Origin of the sequence: uncultured Faecalicoccus sp. (assembly GCF_944325745.1) — a bacterium.
In the GTDB taxonomy this organism is placed as follows: domain Bacteria; phylum Bacillota_I; class Bacilli_A; order Erysipelotrichales; family Erysipelotrichaceae; genus Faecalicoccus.
Genome location: NZ_CALVBG010000004.1, coordinates 26,182 through 41,221, shown reverse-complemented (window position 1 = coordinate 41,221; position 15,040 = coordinate 26,182). Strand labels below are relative to the sequence as shown.

Annotated in this window: 18 protein-coding genes and 1 tRNA gene; 7 read left to right on the top strand and 12 right to left on the bottom strand. The window is 39.3% G+C overall.

Annotated elements, in window-relative coordinates:
• Window positions 1-25: 25 nt before the first annotated feature.
• Together Q0J48_RS01195 and Q0J48_RS01190 are read right to left on the bottom strand one after the other, a co-directional pair.
• The gene (locus tag Q0J48_RS01195) at window positions 26-727 is read right to left on the bottom strand and encodes a TIGR00266 family protein (RefSeq protein WP_296240842.1); all 702 of its coding nucleotides are present in this window, start codon (window positions 725-727) and stop codon (window positions 26-28) included.
• Window positions 728-765: 38 nt separating this feature from the next.
• Window positions 766-1,878 (bottom strand): polysaccharide deacetylase family protein, encoded by a 1,113-nt coding sequence (locus tag Q0J48_RS01190; protein WP_296240840.1) that lies wholly within the window; start codon window positions 1,876-1,878, stop codon window positions 766-768.
• A 134-nt stretch (window positions 1,879-2,012) separates the two neighbouring features.
• Between Q0J48_RS01190 and Q0J48_RS01185 the strand changes: the two genes are divergently transcribed.
• From Q0J48_RS01185 to Q0J48_RS01165, 5 genes are all read left to right on the top strand, one after another.
• Entirely contained in the window at window positions 2,013-2,951 is a 939-nt protein-coding gene (locus tag Q0J48_RS01185; protein WP_296240838.1) for a MoxR family ATPase, read from the top strand.
• Window positions 2,944-3,873 carry a DUF58 domain-containing protein gene (locus tag Q0J48_RS01180; RefSeq protein WP_296240836.1) on the top strand — a complete coding sequence of 310 codons (930 nt, stop codon included), beginning with the start codon at window positions 2,944-2,946 and terminating at the stop codon, window positions 3,871-3,873. Before Q0J48_RS01185 ends, Q0J48_RS01180 begins: the two co-directional genes overlap by 8 nt.
• A gap of 30 nt (window positions 3,874-3,903) precedes the next feature.
• Window positions 3,904-6,009, top strand: a complete 2,106-nt coding sequence (locus Q0J48_RS01175; RefSeq protein ID WP_296240834.1) for a transglutaminase family protein — start codon at window positions 3,904-3,906, stop codon at window positions 6,007-6,009.
• Window positions 6,010-6,060: 51 nt separating this feature from the next.
• Window positions 6,061-6,387, top strand: a complete 327-nt coding sequence (locus Q0J48_RS01170; protein ID WP_296240832.1) for a hypothetical protein — start codon at window positions 6,061-6,063, stop codon at window positions 6,385-6,387.
• Between the two features lie 103 nt (window positions 6,388-6,490).
• Window positions 6,491-6,853 (top strand): hypothetical protein, encoded by a 363-nt coding sequence (locus Q0J48_RS01165; RefSeq protein WP_296240831.1) that lies wholly within the window; start codon window positions 6,491-6,493, stop codon window positions 6,851-6,853.
• A gap of 48 nt (window positions 6,854-6,901) precedes the next feature.
• On the opposite strand, the gene Q0J48_RS01160 is transcribed toward Q0J48_RS01165, so the two are convergent.
• The 7 genes from Q0J48_RS01160 to Q0J48_RS01135 all read right to left on the bottom strand — a co-directional run bounded on the left by Q0J48_RS01160 (window position 6,902) and on the right by Q0J48_RS01135 (window position 10,213).
• Entirely contained in the window at window positions 6,902-7,204 is a 303-nt protein-coding gene (locus tag Q0J48_RS01160) for a hypothetical protein (protein WP_296240830.1), read from the bottom strand.
• Between the two features lie 19 nt (window positions 7,205-7,223).
• Complete coding sequence (locus Q0J48_RS07440) at window positions 7,224-7,628, bottom strand: CPBP family intramembrane glutamic endopeptidase (RefSeq protein ID WP_366937040.1); 405 nt, start codon at window positions 7,626-7,628, stop codon at window positions 7,224-7,226.
• A gap of 491 nt (window positions 7,629-8,119) precedes the next feature.
• Complete coding sequence (locus Q0J48_RS01155) at window positions 8,120-8,401, bottom strand: helix-turn-helix transcriptional regulator (protein ID WP_296240829.1); 282 nt, start codon at window positions 8,399-8,401, stop codon at window positions 8,120-8,122.
• Window positions 8,402-8,405: 4 nt separating this feature from the next.
• Complete coding sequence (locus Q0J48_RS01150; protein ID WP_296240828.1) at window positions 8,406-8,768, bottom strand: type II toxin-antitoxin system RelE/ParE family toxin; 363 nt, start codon at window positions 8,766-8,768, stop codon at window positions 8,406-8,408.
• Window positions 8,769-8,832: 64 nt separating this feature from the next.
• A complete protein-coding gene (locus Q0J48_RS01145) occupies window positions 8,833-9,144 on the bottom strand; it encodes a nucleotidyltransferase family protein (RefSeq protein WP_296240827.1) in 312 nt (103 codons plus the stop codon).
• Between the two features lie 543 nt (window positions 9,145-9,687).
• A tRNA-Trp gene (locus Q0J48_RS01140) sits at window positions 9,688-9,761 on the bottom strand.
• An 89-nt stretch (window positions 9,762-9,850) separates the two neighbouring features.
• Window positions 9,851-10,213, bottom strand: a complete 363-nt coding sequence (locus tag Q0J48_RS01135) for a BlaI/MecI/CopY family transcriptional regulator (protein WP_296240824.1) — start codon at window positions 10,211-10,213, stop codon at window positions 9,851-9,853.
• Window positions 10,214-10,379: 166 nt separating this feature from the next.
• Between Q0J48_RS01135 and Q0J48_RS01130 the strand changes: the two genes are divergently transcribed.
• Together Q0J48_RS01130 and Q0J48_RS01125 are read left to right on the top strand one after the other, a co-directional pair.
• A complete protein-coding gene (locus Q0J48_RS01130) occupies window positions 10,380-11,657 on the top strand; it encodes an adenylosuccinate synthase (RefSeq protein WP_296240823.1) in 1,278 nt (425 codons plus the stop codon).
• An 81-nt stretch (window positions 11,658-11,738) separates the two neighbouring features.
• Complete coding sequence (locus Q0J48_RS01125; RefSeq protein ID WP_296240820.1) at window positions 11,739-12,521, top strand: HAD family hydrolase; 783 nt, start codon at window positions 11,739-11,741, stop codon at window positions 12,519-12,521.
• A 32-nt stretch (window positions 12,522-12,553) separates the two neighbouring features.
• Here Q0J48_RS01125 and Q0J48_RS01120 read toward each other — a convergent pair whose 3' ends face one another.
• The 3 genes from Q0J48_RS01120 to Q0J48_RS01110 all read right to left on the bottom strand — a co-directional run bounded on the left by Q0J48_RS01120 (window position 12,554) and on the right by Q0J48_RS01110 (window position 15,036).
• Complete coding sequence (locus Q0J48_RS01120) at window positions 12,554-12,766, bottom strand: helix-turn-helix transcriptional regulator (protein ID WP_022790655.1); 213 nt, start codon at window positions 12,764-12,766, stop codon at window positions 12,554-12,556.
• A gap of 160 nt (window positions 12,767-12,926) precedes the next feature.
• Window positions 12,927-14,273 carry an MATE family efflux transporter gene (locus Q0J48_RS01115; protein WP_296240818.1) on the bottom strand — a complete coding sequence of 449 codons (1,347 nt, stop codon included), beginning with the start codon at window positions 14,271-14,273 and terminating at the stop codon, window positions 12,927-12,929.
• A 43-nt stretch (window positions 14,274-14,316) separates the two neighbouring features.
• Entirely contained in the window at window positions 14,317-15,036 is a 720-nt protein-coding gene (locus tag Q0J48_RS01110; RefSeq protein WP_296240816.1) for an NAD-dependent protein deacylase, read from the bottom strand.
• Window positions 15,037-15,040 lie beyond the last annotated feature (4 nt).

Here is a 15,040-nt window from a genome sequence, read left to right as displayed (position 1 = left end):
CAGAATTTTGAGGTTCAGTTTTCATTTAGTTGCTTGAAGATGTAGGTAAGAATGGACGAATCGCATCCGCAAAATTATGGACATTACGCGTTTGGATCAAGACTGTGCCATGGCCATGAAATTCATTCACAAGCCCTTCTCCGGTCGTAAAGCCAAATGTTCCTGATGCGACACGAATATCATATTGTAAAGAGGCATCCCATGCCACGACATGTTCATTATCGATTGTCAGCGGCTGGCCCTCATGGACTTCCAAAGCTAGAAGATCACCAAAGGCAGAAACTAGAATATCTCCTTCTCCCTGTGTTTCCATCACAAAGAGTCCTCCGGTCCCGGCAAATATCGCCTTGCCCAGATCTTGTTTTTTCATCAAATATTCCACATTCTGATCACAAGCCAAAAAAGCACCGGTATTCAAACGATATTGCGTAGAACCTCCGACTTTCAGTGCGTGGATCTTGCCCGGAATCGGTGGAGCGATCCCAATCACACCTTGATCAGAAGTTCCTGTGGCCATCGTGATAAACATACTTTCTCCACTGGTCATACTGCGTCCGATCGCACCCAGAACACCTCCAAGTCCTTTTTTAGAACTGTTCATCTTCCCTTCCAAACTGACATTGGAAATATAGACCATAGATCCTCTTTCCACCTTGACTCTCTCCTGGTTTTCCAAAGCAATTTGAACAATAGGACAATCGCTGTCGCCAATCACTTGATATTTCATACTCCGTATCCTCCTGGTCTCATTTTACCATAGAAGCCTTAGACCGAATATGTGATCACTTTCTTTTCGTACGTATTTCCCAAAACTTCTTCTTTTTCTTCCGGAATCACGATCGTATCCGGATCTCCGTCGGATCTGTATCGGTTTGTTTCCAAAGCATCAAAGTTCATCTGAATATCAAAATTTTCTCCATTGTTGTCGTAAGCCCGGATTCGCTTGATAAAAGCTGGATTAAACTGATTATTGTAAGGTGAATAATCGGCTTCCCATGCCACCTGCAGCATGGCTTCCGTCTTGTATGAGCCATCCTCATAAGTCCCTTCCTGGATATAAGGGATCATAGGATGATCAAAAGTATACGGAGAACCAAAAGGCAAGGCTACGATATGAACATATTGATCCGGAATGATCTCTTCTAACATCGCATAGACACTGCCCACTTCCGATTGGGCCGTCACACCATCTGTGGTTGTAAAATCAACGTGAGAGTACGTATGGTTTCCTACATCATATCCATGTTTGACCAGCCATTTTAAAATATCCTCATTGTATTCCGGCTGGTTAAAAAGGCCGCCGTTCACAAAGAAGGTTGCCGTCACGTTAAAATCCGGATACTTCTCCTTATATTCTTCCAAGATTCCGACCGCACTATTGGGATCGATCTTTAGATTTCCTTTTTTATCCTTTCCTAAGACGCGGATGTTGTTTTCCAAGCCGTCATCAAAAGTCAAAACAATAGGCGTTTTCCCGAGCTCTACATCGATCTGTCCATGAATGTAATCTTCCAGGCGGATCATTCGATATCCATTTTCATAGTAGAAATCCAAATCCTCTCGAAATGCTTCGGCTGTTCGCTGATAACCATCCGCATCCACATTGCCTCCCGTATACTCCGTTTCACTGTTTTTTAGATCATGGATCCCATGGTACATCATGACCGGAATATTTCCCGATTCATCGACAGCGTACTTTTGATAATCAGCCTTTGTGATCTTCGGTTCTTCTTGAACTTTTTCCGGTTCTTTTTCCGGCTCTCGAAATAAGCTTTTGACCCCAGAAACAATCCCTATACAAGTCCCTAAAAAAACTAGGAAACCGATTCCTAAGATCATTAAATTTCGTCTTTGTTTTTTTCGATTGATTCTTGCCATAATTGAATTCTATCACATCCCCTCACGATTGCCTTAACGAAATATCGAATTCTTGTAAAAAATGCTAAAGACTCGGTTTGGGAATAATAATCAACAAATCCATGATAAAATGATAATAGAATGGAGAAACCCTTATGAACACACGAAATCATTTCTCGCCCTTTTTATCAAACCTGCAAAAGATCATCTTTGGTAAAAACGAAGTGATCCGCGAGATCTTGCTGGCTTTTTTATGTCAGGGTCACGTACTTCTCAAAGATTTTCCTGGTGTTGGTAAAACCACATTATCTTTGGCTTTTGCCAAAGGACTGGGCTTAGATTTCAAGAGAATTCAATTTACCCCGGATGTCATGCCTACCGATCTGACCGGATTCTCTGTTTTAAATCGCGAATCCAAGAAATTTTTATATCATCCCGGTGTTGTCTTTTGTAATGTTCTCCTCGTTGATGAAATCAATCGAACTTCTCCTAAAACACAATCGGCTCTGTTAGAAGTCATGGAAGAAGGCAAAGTGACTGTCGATGGGATCACGCGCAATGTACCGCATCCTTTCTTTGTTATCGCGACCCAAAACCCGGATCAGGCCATCGGCACGCAAGCATTACCCGAAGCACAGCTGGACCGTTTTTTAGTGGAATGTTCTTTAGGCTATCCATCTTATCAAGATGAATTGAAGCTCGCTCATGAGTTAGACTCGAAACCTAAAATCGACAAAATGCCGGTTTCTATAGAACCGTGGATGATCGAAGCAGCTCAGGAAGAGATCCAATCCATTTATATGGATCCGGCCATCTATGAATATATCGTGCGTTTGGTCCGCGAGACCAGAAGAATGGAGACCCTTCAAATGGGTGCCAGCCCTCGTGCTACCATGGCTCTAGTCAAGTGTTCAAAAGCCTCTGCCTGGATCCAGGGCCGCGACTATGTGATTCCTCAAGATGTCCAAGAACAAGTCCCTTATATTCTCTCTCACCGGCTTGTTCTCGGCGCTAAAGCATATACTCAGAAACGTACCAAAGAAAATATCATTCAAGAACTTTTAGAAACAATCAAGGTTAAAGATCATGATTAAACTACTCCTGCTTGTGATCCATATCCTATTTTTCTATATCTGTGCCCTCTTTCAAAGTCTTTGGGGCCTGTGGTTTTTTTGTGCCGAATTGATCATCGCTCTCTTCTTATGGCTTTTGACTTGGGTTTTCCGAAAACAAATCCATCTTTCCATAAAAGAGCCGATGATCGTTGTCCATAAAAATGAATGCGTTTCTAATCCTTTTTATGTTAAAAAAGAGCCCCTGCAGCCAGGAAAGATTCGTTTGTTCTGTACACTGAAAAATCCGTACAGTTCAACATCTTTACGATTGAATCTACAAGATCCTCTGCTTTTTACCGCAAAAGACTGCGGCTTCTTTGAACTGAGTCTTCATAAGATCTGGATCTATGACTGGTTAGGCTTATTTCATCGCAAAAGTACGAAGGAAAACACGACGATCCCGATTGTGATCCTTCCAGATCCGGTTCCAATCTTTTTAGAAATGAAACAAGCCTCACAAGGATCACAAGATCTTAAGATCGAAACGCGGATCGGCCAAGTGGGCGAACCTTCTTTTGAAATTCGAAATATTCGTGAATATCAGGAACAAGATCCACTTCATCATATTCACTGGAAACTGAGTTCCCGAACCGACACGATATGGGTCAAGGACTATGAAAAAGAACAAGCCAAGACACCTTTGATCCAAGCTTGTTTTACGCCGCAAGATGAACTGGAAGATGCTCGTTTTTATCAAAAAGTCTATTCGATCCTTCTCGGATTTTTAATTCAGAAACAGCCCGTCATCTTATGGTGGACCCAAGATCAGAACGATACTGCCTATCGTATCGATCACCAAAGAGAATTGGATCATACTTTTGCGAACCTCTTGGCCCATCAAGCTTTGTCTCCTGTGACCTTGCCTGGCGAACCGCCGGATCTAGTGATCTCATCACAATAAAATCGTTGATTCATACAAAAAGAGAACCCTATGCGACCTTCCAAACTGATCGAGAAAAATCGCACCTCATCACAGCACAGACTAACCCTTTTGGATAGTGTGTTGTTTTATGGTGCGATTCTTTTTCTTTGCGCATGCATCGCATCGATCACATTGATTGAAGTGCCCTTTATTCTTTATTTAGGCTTCTTTGGTATCGGAACCATCTATTTAGCACTGAATTTCTTATTTCCCGATCGATCCATATGGATCTTGGCCATTGGTCATTTTCTGATCCTGTTGAGTTCCATTCTTCTTTGGGACAGATTGGTCGAAGAGATGGATCTGATTCTTTATGCGACAAAAATGCCTATAGAGATCAATGGCATTCTGAGCCTCATCGTCATTTTTTTGATGATGTGGTTATTTACCTTTCTGGTTCTATGGCCAAAACCTTGGATCTTTACTCTCGGTATCCTTCTCTTTTTAAGTGTCTTTGCGGTCTCTGGATATTCTTTTTCAGGATACTGGATCCCTTTATTATTTGGATTTCTAGTTTTCGTCTGGTATAAACCCCTTTTTCAAACCCGATCCCAGAATTGGATCCTTCCTCTTGGTTTGATCGGAATCGGTTGTGTCTTAGGATGGATGCTCACTTTTGTGATCGAAACACCAGCCACGCAAATGGCCACCCGTTTTGAAGAAACGATCAATGACGTTTTTCAAAAAGGAGAGATTGATTCTCACCATGCGAATTCAGGTGTAATTTGGAGAGGAAACAACTATCCGGATGATACCCTGTTGTTTACTGTCGAAAGCGATGAACCCATTGAAAGCCCTCTTTATTTTAAAAGCTTTACCGGCTCAACTTATCAGGATGGTCAATGGGAAAAGGATACGGAAAACCGACTGGAATCTCTTATCCAAAGCGCCTATTCTAGGTATATCTCTCCCTATCAAATCAAGAATCGACTCACCTCTTTACAAATGACCTTGGCAGAAGAAACCGATTGTGAGCCGCAGCAAATCATGATTCAATCCGATCTCATCGATTATGAGAATCTTTTGCCTTATTATTCCTTAGGTTCTTTTATCAAAGAAAAGACTCTTTATGCGACCAGTTATCTGGATCTGAATCAAAAAGATTTGATTGCCGAGGAAGAATATTCACAAGATCAGCGTTTTTTTAATGAGGCATACGAAGAATCGATCCAGCTTGCGTATACAGATGTCGAAACAGAAAATCTTCCAAAATTAGAACAACTGGTCAAAGAGAACCCTAAGAACGATCGCAACGCCGTTACCGCCATGATCGTACGCCTGCTTCAAGACTATACAACATATACACGGACTCCAGGGTATATGTCACAAAGCCAGGATGTCGTAGAAGCATTTCTTTTTGACCAACAAAAAGGATATTGTATCCACTATGCATCAGTAGCCGCATTACTCTATCAAATGTATGACGTCCCGGCACGCTATGTCAGCGGATATGTCGTCTATCCTGATGATTTCCAAGAAGATCATGGCCATTATATCGCTTCGATTCCAGAAGATCATGCACATGCCTGGGTCGAGCTGTATTTTGAAGGTGTGGGCTGGACCCCGGTCGAAATGACTCCGGATTCTAACGGACAGATCCATGCGACATATCCTGGACTGGATCAAGAAGAACTCCAAGATTTGATCAAAAATGATACTTCCAATTTCTCCCTGTTGAATCAAAATCGATTTGCAGGTTCTAGAAACTGGAACAAGATAAAACCTTTGTTCATGGTCATATTTATCATTCTGTGCCTGAGCTTGATCATTGTGTTTGCGATTCGTTATCTGCATCATCTAAAAGCAATGCGACATTGGAAGGCAAAAAATTATATTGCCTCCATCTTGGATATGTTAAAGGTCGTCCCGGGATTAGAAGAAACCAGCTTTACGCAAAAAGACTTCGTGCATCAAGTGCATTCAGCCTTACCAGAGCTTCCGATCGAAACGATCCAAAAGCTGCAAGATCTGGCTCATCAAGTTTATTATTCTTCGCACTCGATTTCGAAAAATGAACTTCCTCGGTTTCTTAACTTATATAAAAAAGTGATAGAAAAGAAATTACCTAAACCTAAACTTCTCTTTTATCGATATATTCGATGTCTTATCATTTGACAGATTGCCTCAAAAAAGATTATCTTAGAGAGGACGAAAAGAGGAAATAACATGATTCAATATAAAAAACTACAAGATTTGCCAAAACGTTTGGAACAGCTGGGCGTTGACTCTCCATTGTCTTCGGATCTATCGGAAGAAGCGATCAAAGAAACAATCACTCAGGTTGAAAATGAGTGGCTCGATAATACCCTTGTGGATCTCACTCCTTTGAAGTCGAATGAAGACAACATTCATTTCAATCTCGTGACCATGGCCATTCCAAACACATCGATCAAGATCGTTTACGAAGCAACTTATGAAGAGTATGATCCTGAATTTGAAGTATTCCAATATACCTACACCACACCAGTCGGTTGGATCGAAGAAAAAAGCTAGACGTCCTAGCTTTTTTTTCAAATAATTTAGAAAATAGACAATTCTACCCCCCCCCGTTGTATAATGAAATAAAGAAAGACACAAGGCAACGGAGGTGATCACCATGAAAGAAAACAAATTCCCATGTGTCGAATTCGATGATGAGAAAAATGAACTGACCATTCTCATTGGTTCTCCAGAAACGATCCGTTATGAAGATATCGCCAAGGCATCTGTTCTCAATGAAGATGCGGGCTTTCGAGGAAAATCCCAACCTTTTTCGCATCAAGTACTAGGAGGCACGACTTTTCTCAGCGGTCCCTTTGAGCCACAGTTTTATGTCGGAATCAAACTTGTTTTAAAAGATGGATCGATCCATCCGATCTACATTTCCGATCGTAAAACAGGAATGAACAGCGATATCTATCACGAAGATACAAAACTTGCCGAAAAGATCAAAAAGAAAATCGACAAACGAATCCAATAACCAAAAGAAAGAGTGCCCCCCCGGGCACTCTTTTTAATGCGAATTATTTCATTTTATTGAGCGATATTGATAGAAAATCAAAAGGCTAATTGTAAGAGTTCCAAACACAATGTTTCCCACAACTAGCAACATCGTCCCGAGTTCTAATTTTCCAGAGAGAAATTGCTCGATTTCAATGATGAATATAAATAATAAACACCAAACCAATCCTAAAACTTTATTCAAGATCTCAAGTTTGCGACTCTTAGATAGACTTGTATACTTATGCAAGAGCAATAAACAACAAAACATCAAGACAATGGCCAATATCTTTAATAAAGATATCCCTTTTGCCAAATCGGCTGCACTCATATAAACAACCTCGCTTTCCTCATTTTAAAAGAGTTTCCTGCTTTTTGTTCCCAAAAACTTTCTCATTCAGTTTCAAAAATATGACAGGCAACAAGATCAGAAAGCCAATCTCTGAAGTATAACCCATATTAAAATGAAAAAGAGTATTGATGAAAACATTATGAAACAACTTCATCATATAAGCTAAAAGAATTCCTTTGATCATTCCTGTCAAAAGATAAAAGAAAATATCCATTATCGCAAAACCTTGAAAAATGTAACTCGGCAGATGTAAGAAAATCCAAAGAAAACCAACAATAATGGAAGATAAGAAAAAAGCATATTTTTTAGATAATTCCTTGAGATAACAGTTTCGAAATATAAACTCTTCCACAAAGGCCGCAAAAATCAGATTTCTATAAACATAATAGAAAATGGATCCCAAATGGAAAGAGCCTTGAACATAAGCAATCGGGCTTCTTGTCCCTATTACCAGCAACAGAAAAACAATTCCCGAAAGCAATAAGGAAACTAAAAAATATATATCCTACAGTTGTCGTTTGAATCCTTCCCAAAGAGTATTCTTTTGAATACCTATTTCAAAATAAAATAAACCGGAAAATATAACCGCATAGAATATGATTTGTATGATATTGAATATTATCTCTGAATGGATCACAGCGGTGATCCCATAAACAACAGTAGTGAATAAAAAACTAATATATAATGAACTGCGATTTTTAAAGCCATGTACTAAAACTCCAAAACAGAAGAAAAATCCTTAATCGTTTTATATAAATAAATTATCCTCCCCCCCCATTAATATTTTTGCAACCTCTATTTAGGTACATTCATTCGAAATTAAAAAAAGGGGCTTATAAAAGCCTCTAATGGATGTTCCGCAGTCCCTTTAGACCAATTGCTATTGTTTTTAAATTATTTTGGTACAAAAGTAATTTTTAGTTTTGAATTTAATCCTTCGGCCAATCTGTTTAATGTAGAGATTGTCGGATTAGCATTTCCAGTTTCAATTTGAGAAATATCAGATTGAGCGATTCCAGTTAATTCTGATAACTGTTTTTGTGTAATATGTCCTCGATTCCTAGCTTCAATCAAAGATTTTATGAGTTCCCGTTCTACTTCAGAACTATCCCACTCCTTTTTGAATTCGGAATCTTTTAGCTGTTTGTCTAAATATTTTTGAAAATCATCTTTCATGATCTCACTCCCCTTCATTATCTCTTTTAAGATAATCTTTTTTTAATTTAATTGCTTTTTCAATTTCTTTTTTTGGTGTTTTTTGAGTTTTCTTAACAAAGCCGTTTGTTAATATGATTCGATTTCCTATGCAAAAAAAGTAAAAAATTCGAATAATATTATTACTTTGTTTAACACGGAGTTCAAAGATAGATTCATTTTTCCATTCTATCTTTTTCGAGAACGGATCTCTTAATTCATTTCCAAAAGTTCTGAGATAATCTATTGTCTGCAATGATTTACTTCTCAATTTCGGAGATAAAGCATCTAAAAAATCTTCAATTGGACAATCTCCGTTTTTTGTCCTATAAAAATGAATTTCAAACACTTTGACCCTTTCTAAAACCAGAATATAGGATATATCCTATATTGTCAATGACGAAACATTCCTATTAAATTTGCTCATAAATTAATACTTTATCTCTATTGGTAGTCTTTGGCATTATTTTATTTGCGTTCTCTTCTGTTATCACATCAATTTGTTTAGAAAACACTTCTTCTAAATCAACCATTACTCCATATGCAACTTTTTTCGAATGAGTATCATAAGAATCTAAAGCTATAATAATATCTAAATCGCTTTGCTCATCAGTTTCATGTCTCGCATAAGAACCAAATAAATAAGCCTTTTTTATCATTGGATATTGTTTAAATATAGGAAAAGATATTTCTTTAATTTCATTTATTGTATAAATTCTTGCCATAACTTTTCCCTTTCAGCATAATAACTAGTTTGATAGGCTCCCATTCATTTTCTTCTGATCAGGAAACAAATTGTGAGTACGACTATCAACCGAAGCAAAGTAACATCGTACAACAGCCTTGGAATCAAACCGAAACTCTCCAGATTCAGAGTCTGGTGCTTTGAAGTATATCGTTATTATAATTTATAAATCTTACCATTACATGACCGAACAAAAAAAAACGGATGTCACACCCGTCAGAATATGTGGACCCGGGTCTAATGACCAGCCCATTTATATGTTTATTATAGCAAGCAATGAACAATAATCAAGTTCGTGACACTGAGTTCATATTTCCCAAAGCATAGCTTTTTTGGATCAATCACATATTAGAACGATTTTTGGGTGTGGTTTTATCAAAAAGAATATTCTGTATTGTTTTTATTAAGTGGTTTATAAATTTTTAAATCACAGTCAAAATCACAGTCAACCTTTGTATAAAGATATAAAAAAAGTGCCAAGCATACTTTATATAAAGCAGATTTGACACTTTCATGTTCTAACTGGCAGGGGTAGCAGGAGTTGAACCCACATCAACGGTTTTGGAGACCGCTGTTCTACCATTGAACTATACCCCTAAGCGCTTGTTTATTCTAGCATACTTTCGAATGGGTTTCAATGAATTTTTATCCACAAGATCAAAGGGCATTGTTCATGCCCTTTGTGATTACTGGATTTCTTTTCGTTTTTGTTCAATATAAGACTGTAGCTGATCGAGTTCTTCCACGCTTGAAGTTTGATCCACAAAGAACAAAGACAGATCCTTAAATGCCTTTGTATTCAAATAGCGAGAAATGTAAGCTGCCTGTGTAATCAATGGGGAAAACTGTCTTGTGATGGAATTCTTAGTATAACCGACACCGCTGACCTCGATATATCCTTTTTTCATCAGCTTCTTCAAATTCGGCTGAATGGTATTCATTGTAATATCCGGAATGGCAGTCAAAATATCATTTGCAGAAAGAGGCTTGTCACTGCCCCACAAAACTTCCATGATATCCAACTCTCTTTTCGACAATCTATTTTTCATCTTATGATCTTCTCCTCTTCGGATTAATTATACGATAAATATGGGAAAATCAAAAGATTAACTTTATTTTTGCCTGTCGAATCGACCCGGTTTTCCAGAATCCAAATTGACTATATTTTCAGTTTTGATATAATTTTTCTGTATTGTTTAAGGAGGCTTTTTTCATATGTCAAGCCAAGTAATTGTAGGGACCCAATGGGGTGATGAAGGAAAAGGAAAGATCGTTGATGTCTTAGCACAAAAAGCTGACATGATCGTTCGCTTCCAAGGAGGTGACAACGCAGGTCATACCGTGATCGTAAACGGTCAGAAACATGTACTGCATCTGCTTCCAAGTGGAGTACTCAATCCAAATGCCACATGCATCATCGGTCCAGGAGTCGTCTGCAATCCATTTGTACTGCTTCAGGAAATGAAGACATTGGAAGATGGTGGATTCCCTTGTGATCACATTGTCATCAGCGATCGTGCACAAATGCTGATGCCGTATCATTGTTATCAAGATGAACTGGAAGAACAAGCTGCCAGTCATAAGATCGGAACCACAAAAAAAGGAATCGGCCCTTGTTATGCAGATAAATACGCTAGACGAGGGATCCGTTATCACGAATTCATCAACTTTGAAAACTTCAAAGTTCGTTTAAAAGAATGTCTTGATTTTAAAAATAAACTCTTCACAAAAGTCTATGATGGAAAAACCATGGACTATGATCAGATGGTCAAAGACTTCGAAGCCATCTACGATAAGATCGTTCCAATGATCAAGGAAACGACCCATATCGTTAACGATGCTTTGGATCAAGATAAGGTCGTCTTATTTGAAGGCGCTCAAGCCGCTATGTTGGATATCAACTATGGAACTTATCCTTATGTTACGAGTTCTTCTCCTACCAGTGCCGGTGTCACCGTGGGTGCCTGTGTGGCTCCAAGTAAGATCCAAAACGTGATCGGTGTGGTAAAAGCTTATTCGACACGTGTAGGCGAAGGTCCTTTTGTTACCGAGCTCAATGACGAAACGGGTCAATGGATCCGCGAAAAAGGATTTGAATACGGTGCTACGACTGGACGTCCTAGACGTTGCGGATGGTTGGATCTGTTAGTCGTCAAGCACGCAACCATGATGAACGGATTGACCGATATCGTACTGACCAAGATCGATGTCCTCAGCGGTTTAGATAAACTTTATGTCTGCACAGGTTATGAGATCGACGGCAAAGTATACAACTACATTCCAAGCGATCAAGCCGATGTCGCAAAGGCAAAACCAGTTTACAAAGTCTTCGAAGGATGGAAAGAAGATATCACGAAGATCGATTCTTTCGATGCGCTTCCAAAAGCTTGTCAAGATTACATCCACTTTATTGAAGAATTTACGGGCGTCAGAATCTCCATGGTTTCTGTAGGACCAGATCGCGTCAACAACATCTATATTCATCAAATGTAACAGAGAAATTCAATTTTCTCTGTTTTTTTTATGGAAAATCCAGCTATAATCTAACTGCCAAATATTCTGAAAGGAGACTTTATGCGTAAAAAATACTTTTTCTTTGATATCGATGGAACCTTAACGGATCGTAAAACCAACAAGATCGTTCCCAGTGCTCAACTCGCTTTGGATAAGCTCCAGGAAGCCGGCCATTTTGTCGCCATCGCAACCGGAAGAGCACATTATAAATCTATCCATTTTATGAAAGAAGTCGGCTTACATAATATGGTCTGCTGCGGAGGCGGAGGCCTTGTCATCGATGATACTTTGATTCGCAATATTCCTTTAGACCGTGAAAAAGCCATCGCTTTGATCAAAGAAGCCGAAGAACACAATATCGGCATCCTTTTACAGCTAAATGATTCTGTCAATGTTTATGCCAAGAACGACTTGTTCCGACAACAAGCCGGCGAGCGTAAGGAACCTACCCAATACTTCATCGATCCAAAACTGGATTATGACCAATTAGACATTATCTATAAGATCTATTTGTCCATTCTTCCGGAACAAGAAAAGGATCTGAAGCTTTTAGATACGATTGGTCATATTCGGTTTGAACCCGAATACCTGATCTTTCAATACGATGCCAAACATCAGGGCATACTCGATATGATAAAAGAGATCCAAGGAGATCTCAAAGACGTTGTCGTCTTTGGAGATGATACCAACGATTTAGTCATGTTTGATCCGCAATGGACAAGCATTGCGATGGGAAATGCCTGTGAAGCACTCAAAGAAAAAGCATCCATTGTCACGGATGCGAATATCGATGATGGGATCTATCGTATTTGTGAAAAAGAAGGATGGTTCAACAAAATATAACGCCGTAAAAGTACAAGTTTTGCTTGTACTTTTTAATACGGTTCTTTTTTGTCGGTACGATTTAAAAGATAGTCAACGCTTGTATTATAATAATCTGCCAACTTTACGAGTTGTTCAAGGGGAATCGCCCGGTCATCGTTTTCATACCGAGAATAAGTTCTTTGGGTTACATTAAGATACTTAGCGATTTCGGCTTGCGTCAGATCGTTGTCTTCTCTTAGATCTCTAATCCTCTTTAACTTCATAACGTATCCTCTAAACACTTCTTTATATATAAAATTATATCTTAATGGGTGCCAAATTTTGAATATTAGCTCGAAACGGACTACCACCCTCCCCACTCTGGCCAACTCTTTTCGTTAAGAAATGGTAAAAATTTAGAGGTTTTAATTAAAAAGTGGGACTTTAAGAACTTTTGAAAGAAATCTTGAAATTGTCTTTTTCGCAAATAACACCATACAAGATCCCGACAAGATCGGCCAGAAACCAACCGATAGGAATCGACCACCATATGATCAAGGTTCCTAACGTATGAGCCAGCGCATAAGACAAAACAACCCGTGTTCCTAAAGAAACGATTGTCAAAACTAACGACATGCCGGCCTTGCCAATGCCCCGATAATAGCCATATAACAAGAACAAACAACCAATTCCCACATAACAGGCGCCCTCAATGCGTAAATATTCCACACCTTGTTCAATGATCGCAGTTTGAGAAAGATCAATAAACAATCCCATCAAAGGTCGGGCAAAGCCAAAGATCAAAGTCGAGATTATTACACAGAACACAAAGGCAATCAAGATCGCGCGAGACAGTCCTTTTCGAATACGGTCTGCTTGTTTGGCACCATGGTTTTGCGCAATAAAGGTCGAAAACGCATTGCCAAAATCTTGAACCGGCATATACGCAAAAGAGTCAATCTTCACGGCCGCCGCAAATGCCGACATCGTAATGACCCCAAACTGATTGACCAAGCCTTGGATCATCAAGATCCCAAAATTCATGACCGATTGTTGAAGACACGTCAACAATGAAAAATCGGCCACCTTTTTGATCAAGGAAAAAGAAAACTGACATTGTGAGCGTGCCGGCATCAGATCTTGACGACTTTTCATCACATAAAACATGATTCCCAAACCGCTAAACACTTGAGATAAGGTTGTCGCAATCGCTGCCCCCTTTACTGACAGATCAAACACCAAAATAAAAACTAAATCTAAAACAATGTTCATGACAGCGGCAATCCCTAAAAAGACAAGCTGCGTTCGAGAATCCGACAAAGCCCGCAAGACAGAGGCAAAATAATTATAGAGAAAGGTAAAAAAGATTCCTAAGAAGATCACAAACAAATAATCTTGGGTCATGGAATAGATTGAATCCGGAATATTCAACAAACGAAGGATGGGATCCATCCAAATCAAACATCCCCCTTCCAAAATCAAGGACAAAATTCCGATCCCTATAAAGGAAACAAAAAAAGCTTGTTTCATCTTATCGTATTCTTTGGCCCCAAAGTACATAGAGAACAAAACACCGCTCCCCATGCATAGACCCAGAACGATCGAATTGAGAAAGGTCATCAACGTATAAGAAGATCCCACGGCAGCCAAAGCCTCGCTTCCTATACATTGCCCCACGATCAAAGTATCCGCTACATTATAGAATTGTTGCAAAAGATTTCCCAAGATCATGGGCAGCGCAAACAAAATCAACGATTTTGATACCGACCCTCTCAATAACTGTGAATCCATTTCAATCCTTCCTTCCAAAAAAAAGAATACAGAATTCTGTATTCTAGTCAACCGCTTCTTTTAGAACTTTTCCAATAGAATCATGGATCACTAAATTGGCCATTCCATCTCGATCCGTCGTTGACTTATTGATCAATACAAGGTATTTCCCATGAAAATAATCAATCAAGCCCGCTGCCGGATAGACCACCAGACTGGTTCCACCCACGATCAGCAGATCCGCTTGTTCAATAGCCTGCACGGCTCCATACAATACATTTTGATCCAATCCTTCTTCGTAGAGCACAACATCGGGTTTAATGATGCCGCCACATTGCGGACAACGCGGGATCCCCTTGGAGTCTCTGGCAGCCATCGTTTGTTCTAAAGAATAGTGCGCACGACAATGCATACACGTATTTTTCAATGTTGTTCCATGGAGTTCAAACACATGCTTAGAACCCGCCTTTTGATGAAGGCCGTCGATATTCTGCGTGATCACTGCCTTGCATTTGCCTTGTTCTTCCAGACGTGCCAGCGCTTTGTGAGCCTCATTGGGCATGGCATCCGGATAGACCATCTGATTAAAATAAAACTCAAAGAAGGCTTCCGGATCTTGGACAAAGAAAGAATGGGAAACCATGATCTCTGCCGGATAAGGATATTTCTTTTTATAAAGTCCATTATCACTGCGAAAATCCGGGATCCCGCTTTCTGTACTGACACCGGCCCCGCCAAAAAATACAATGCGATTGGATCGTTCAATCATTTCTTTTAATTCCATCAAT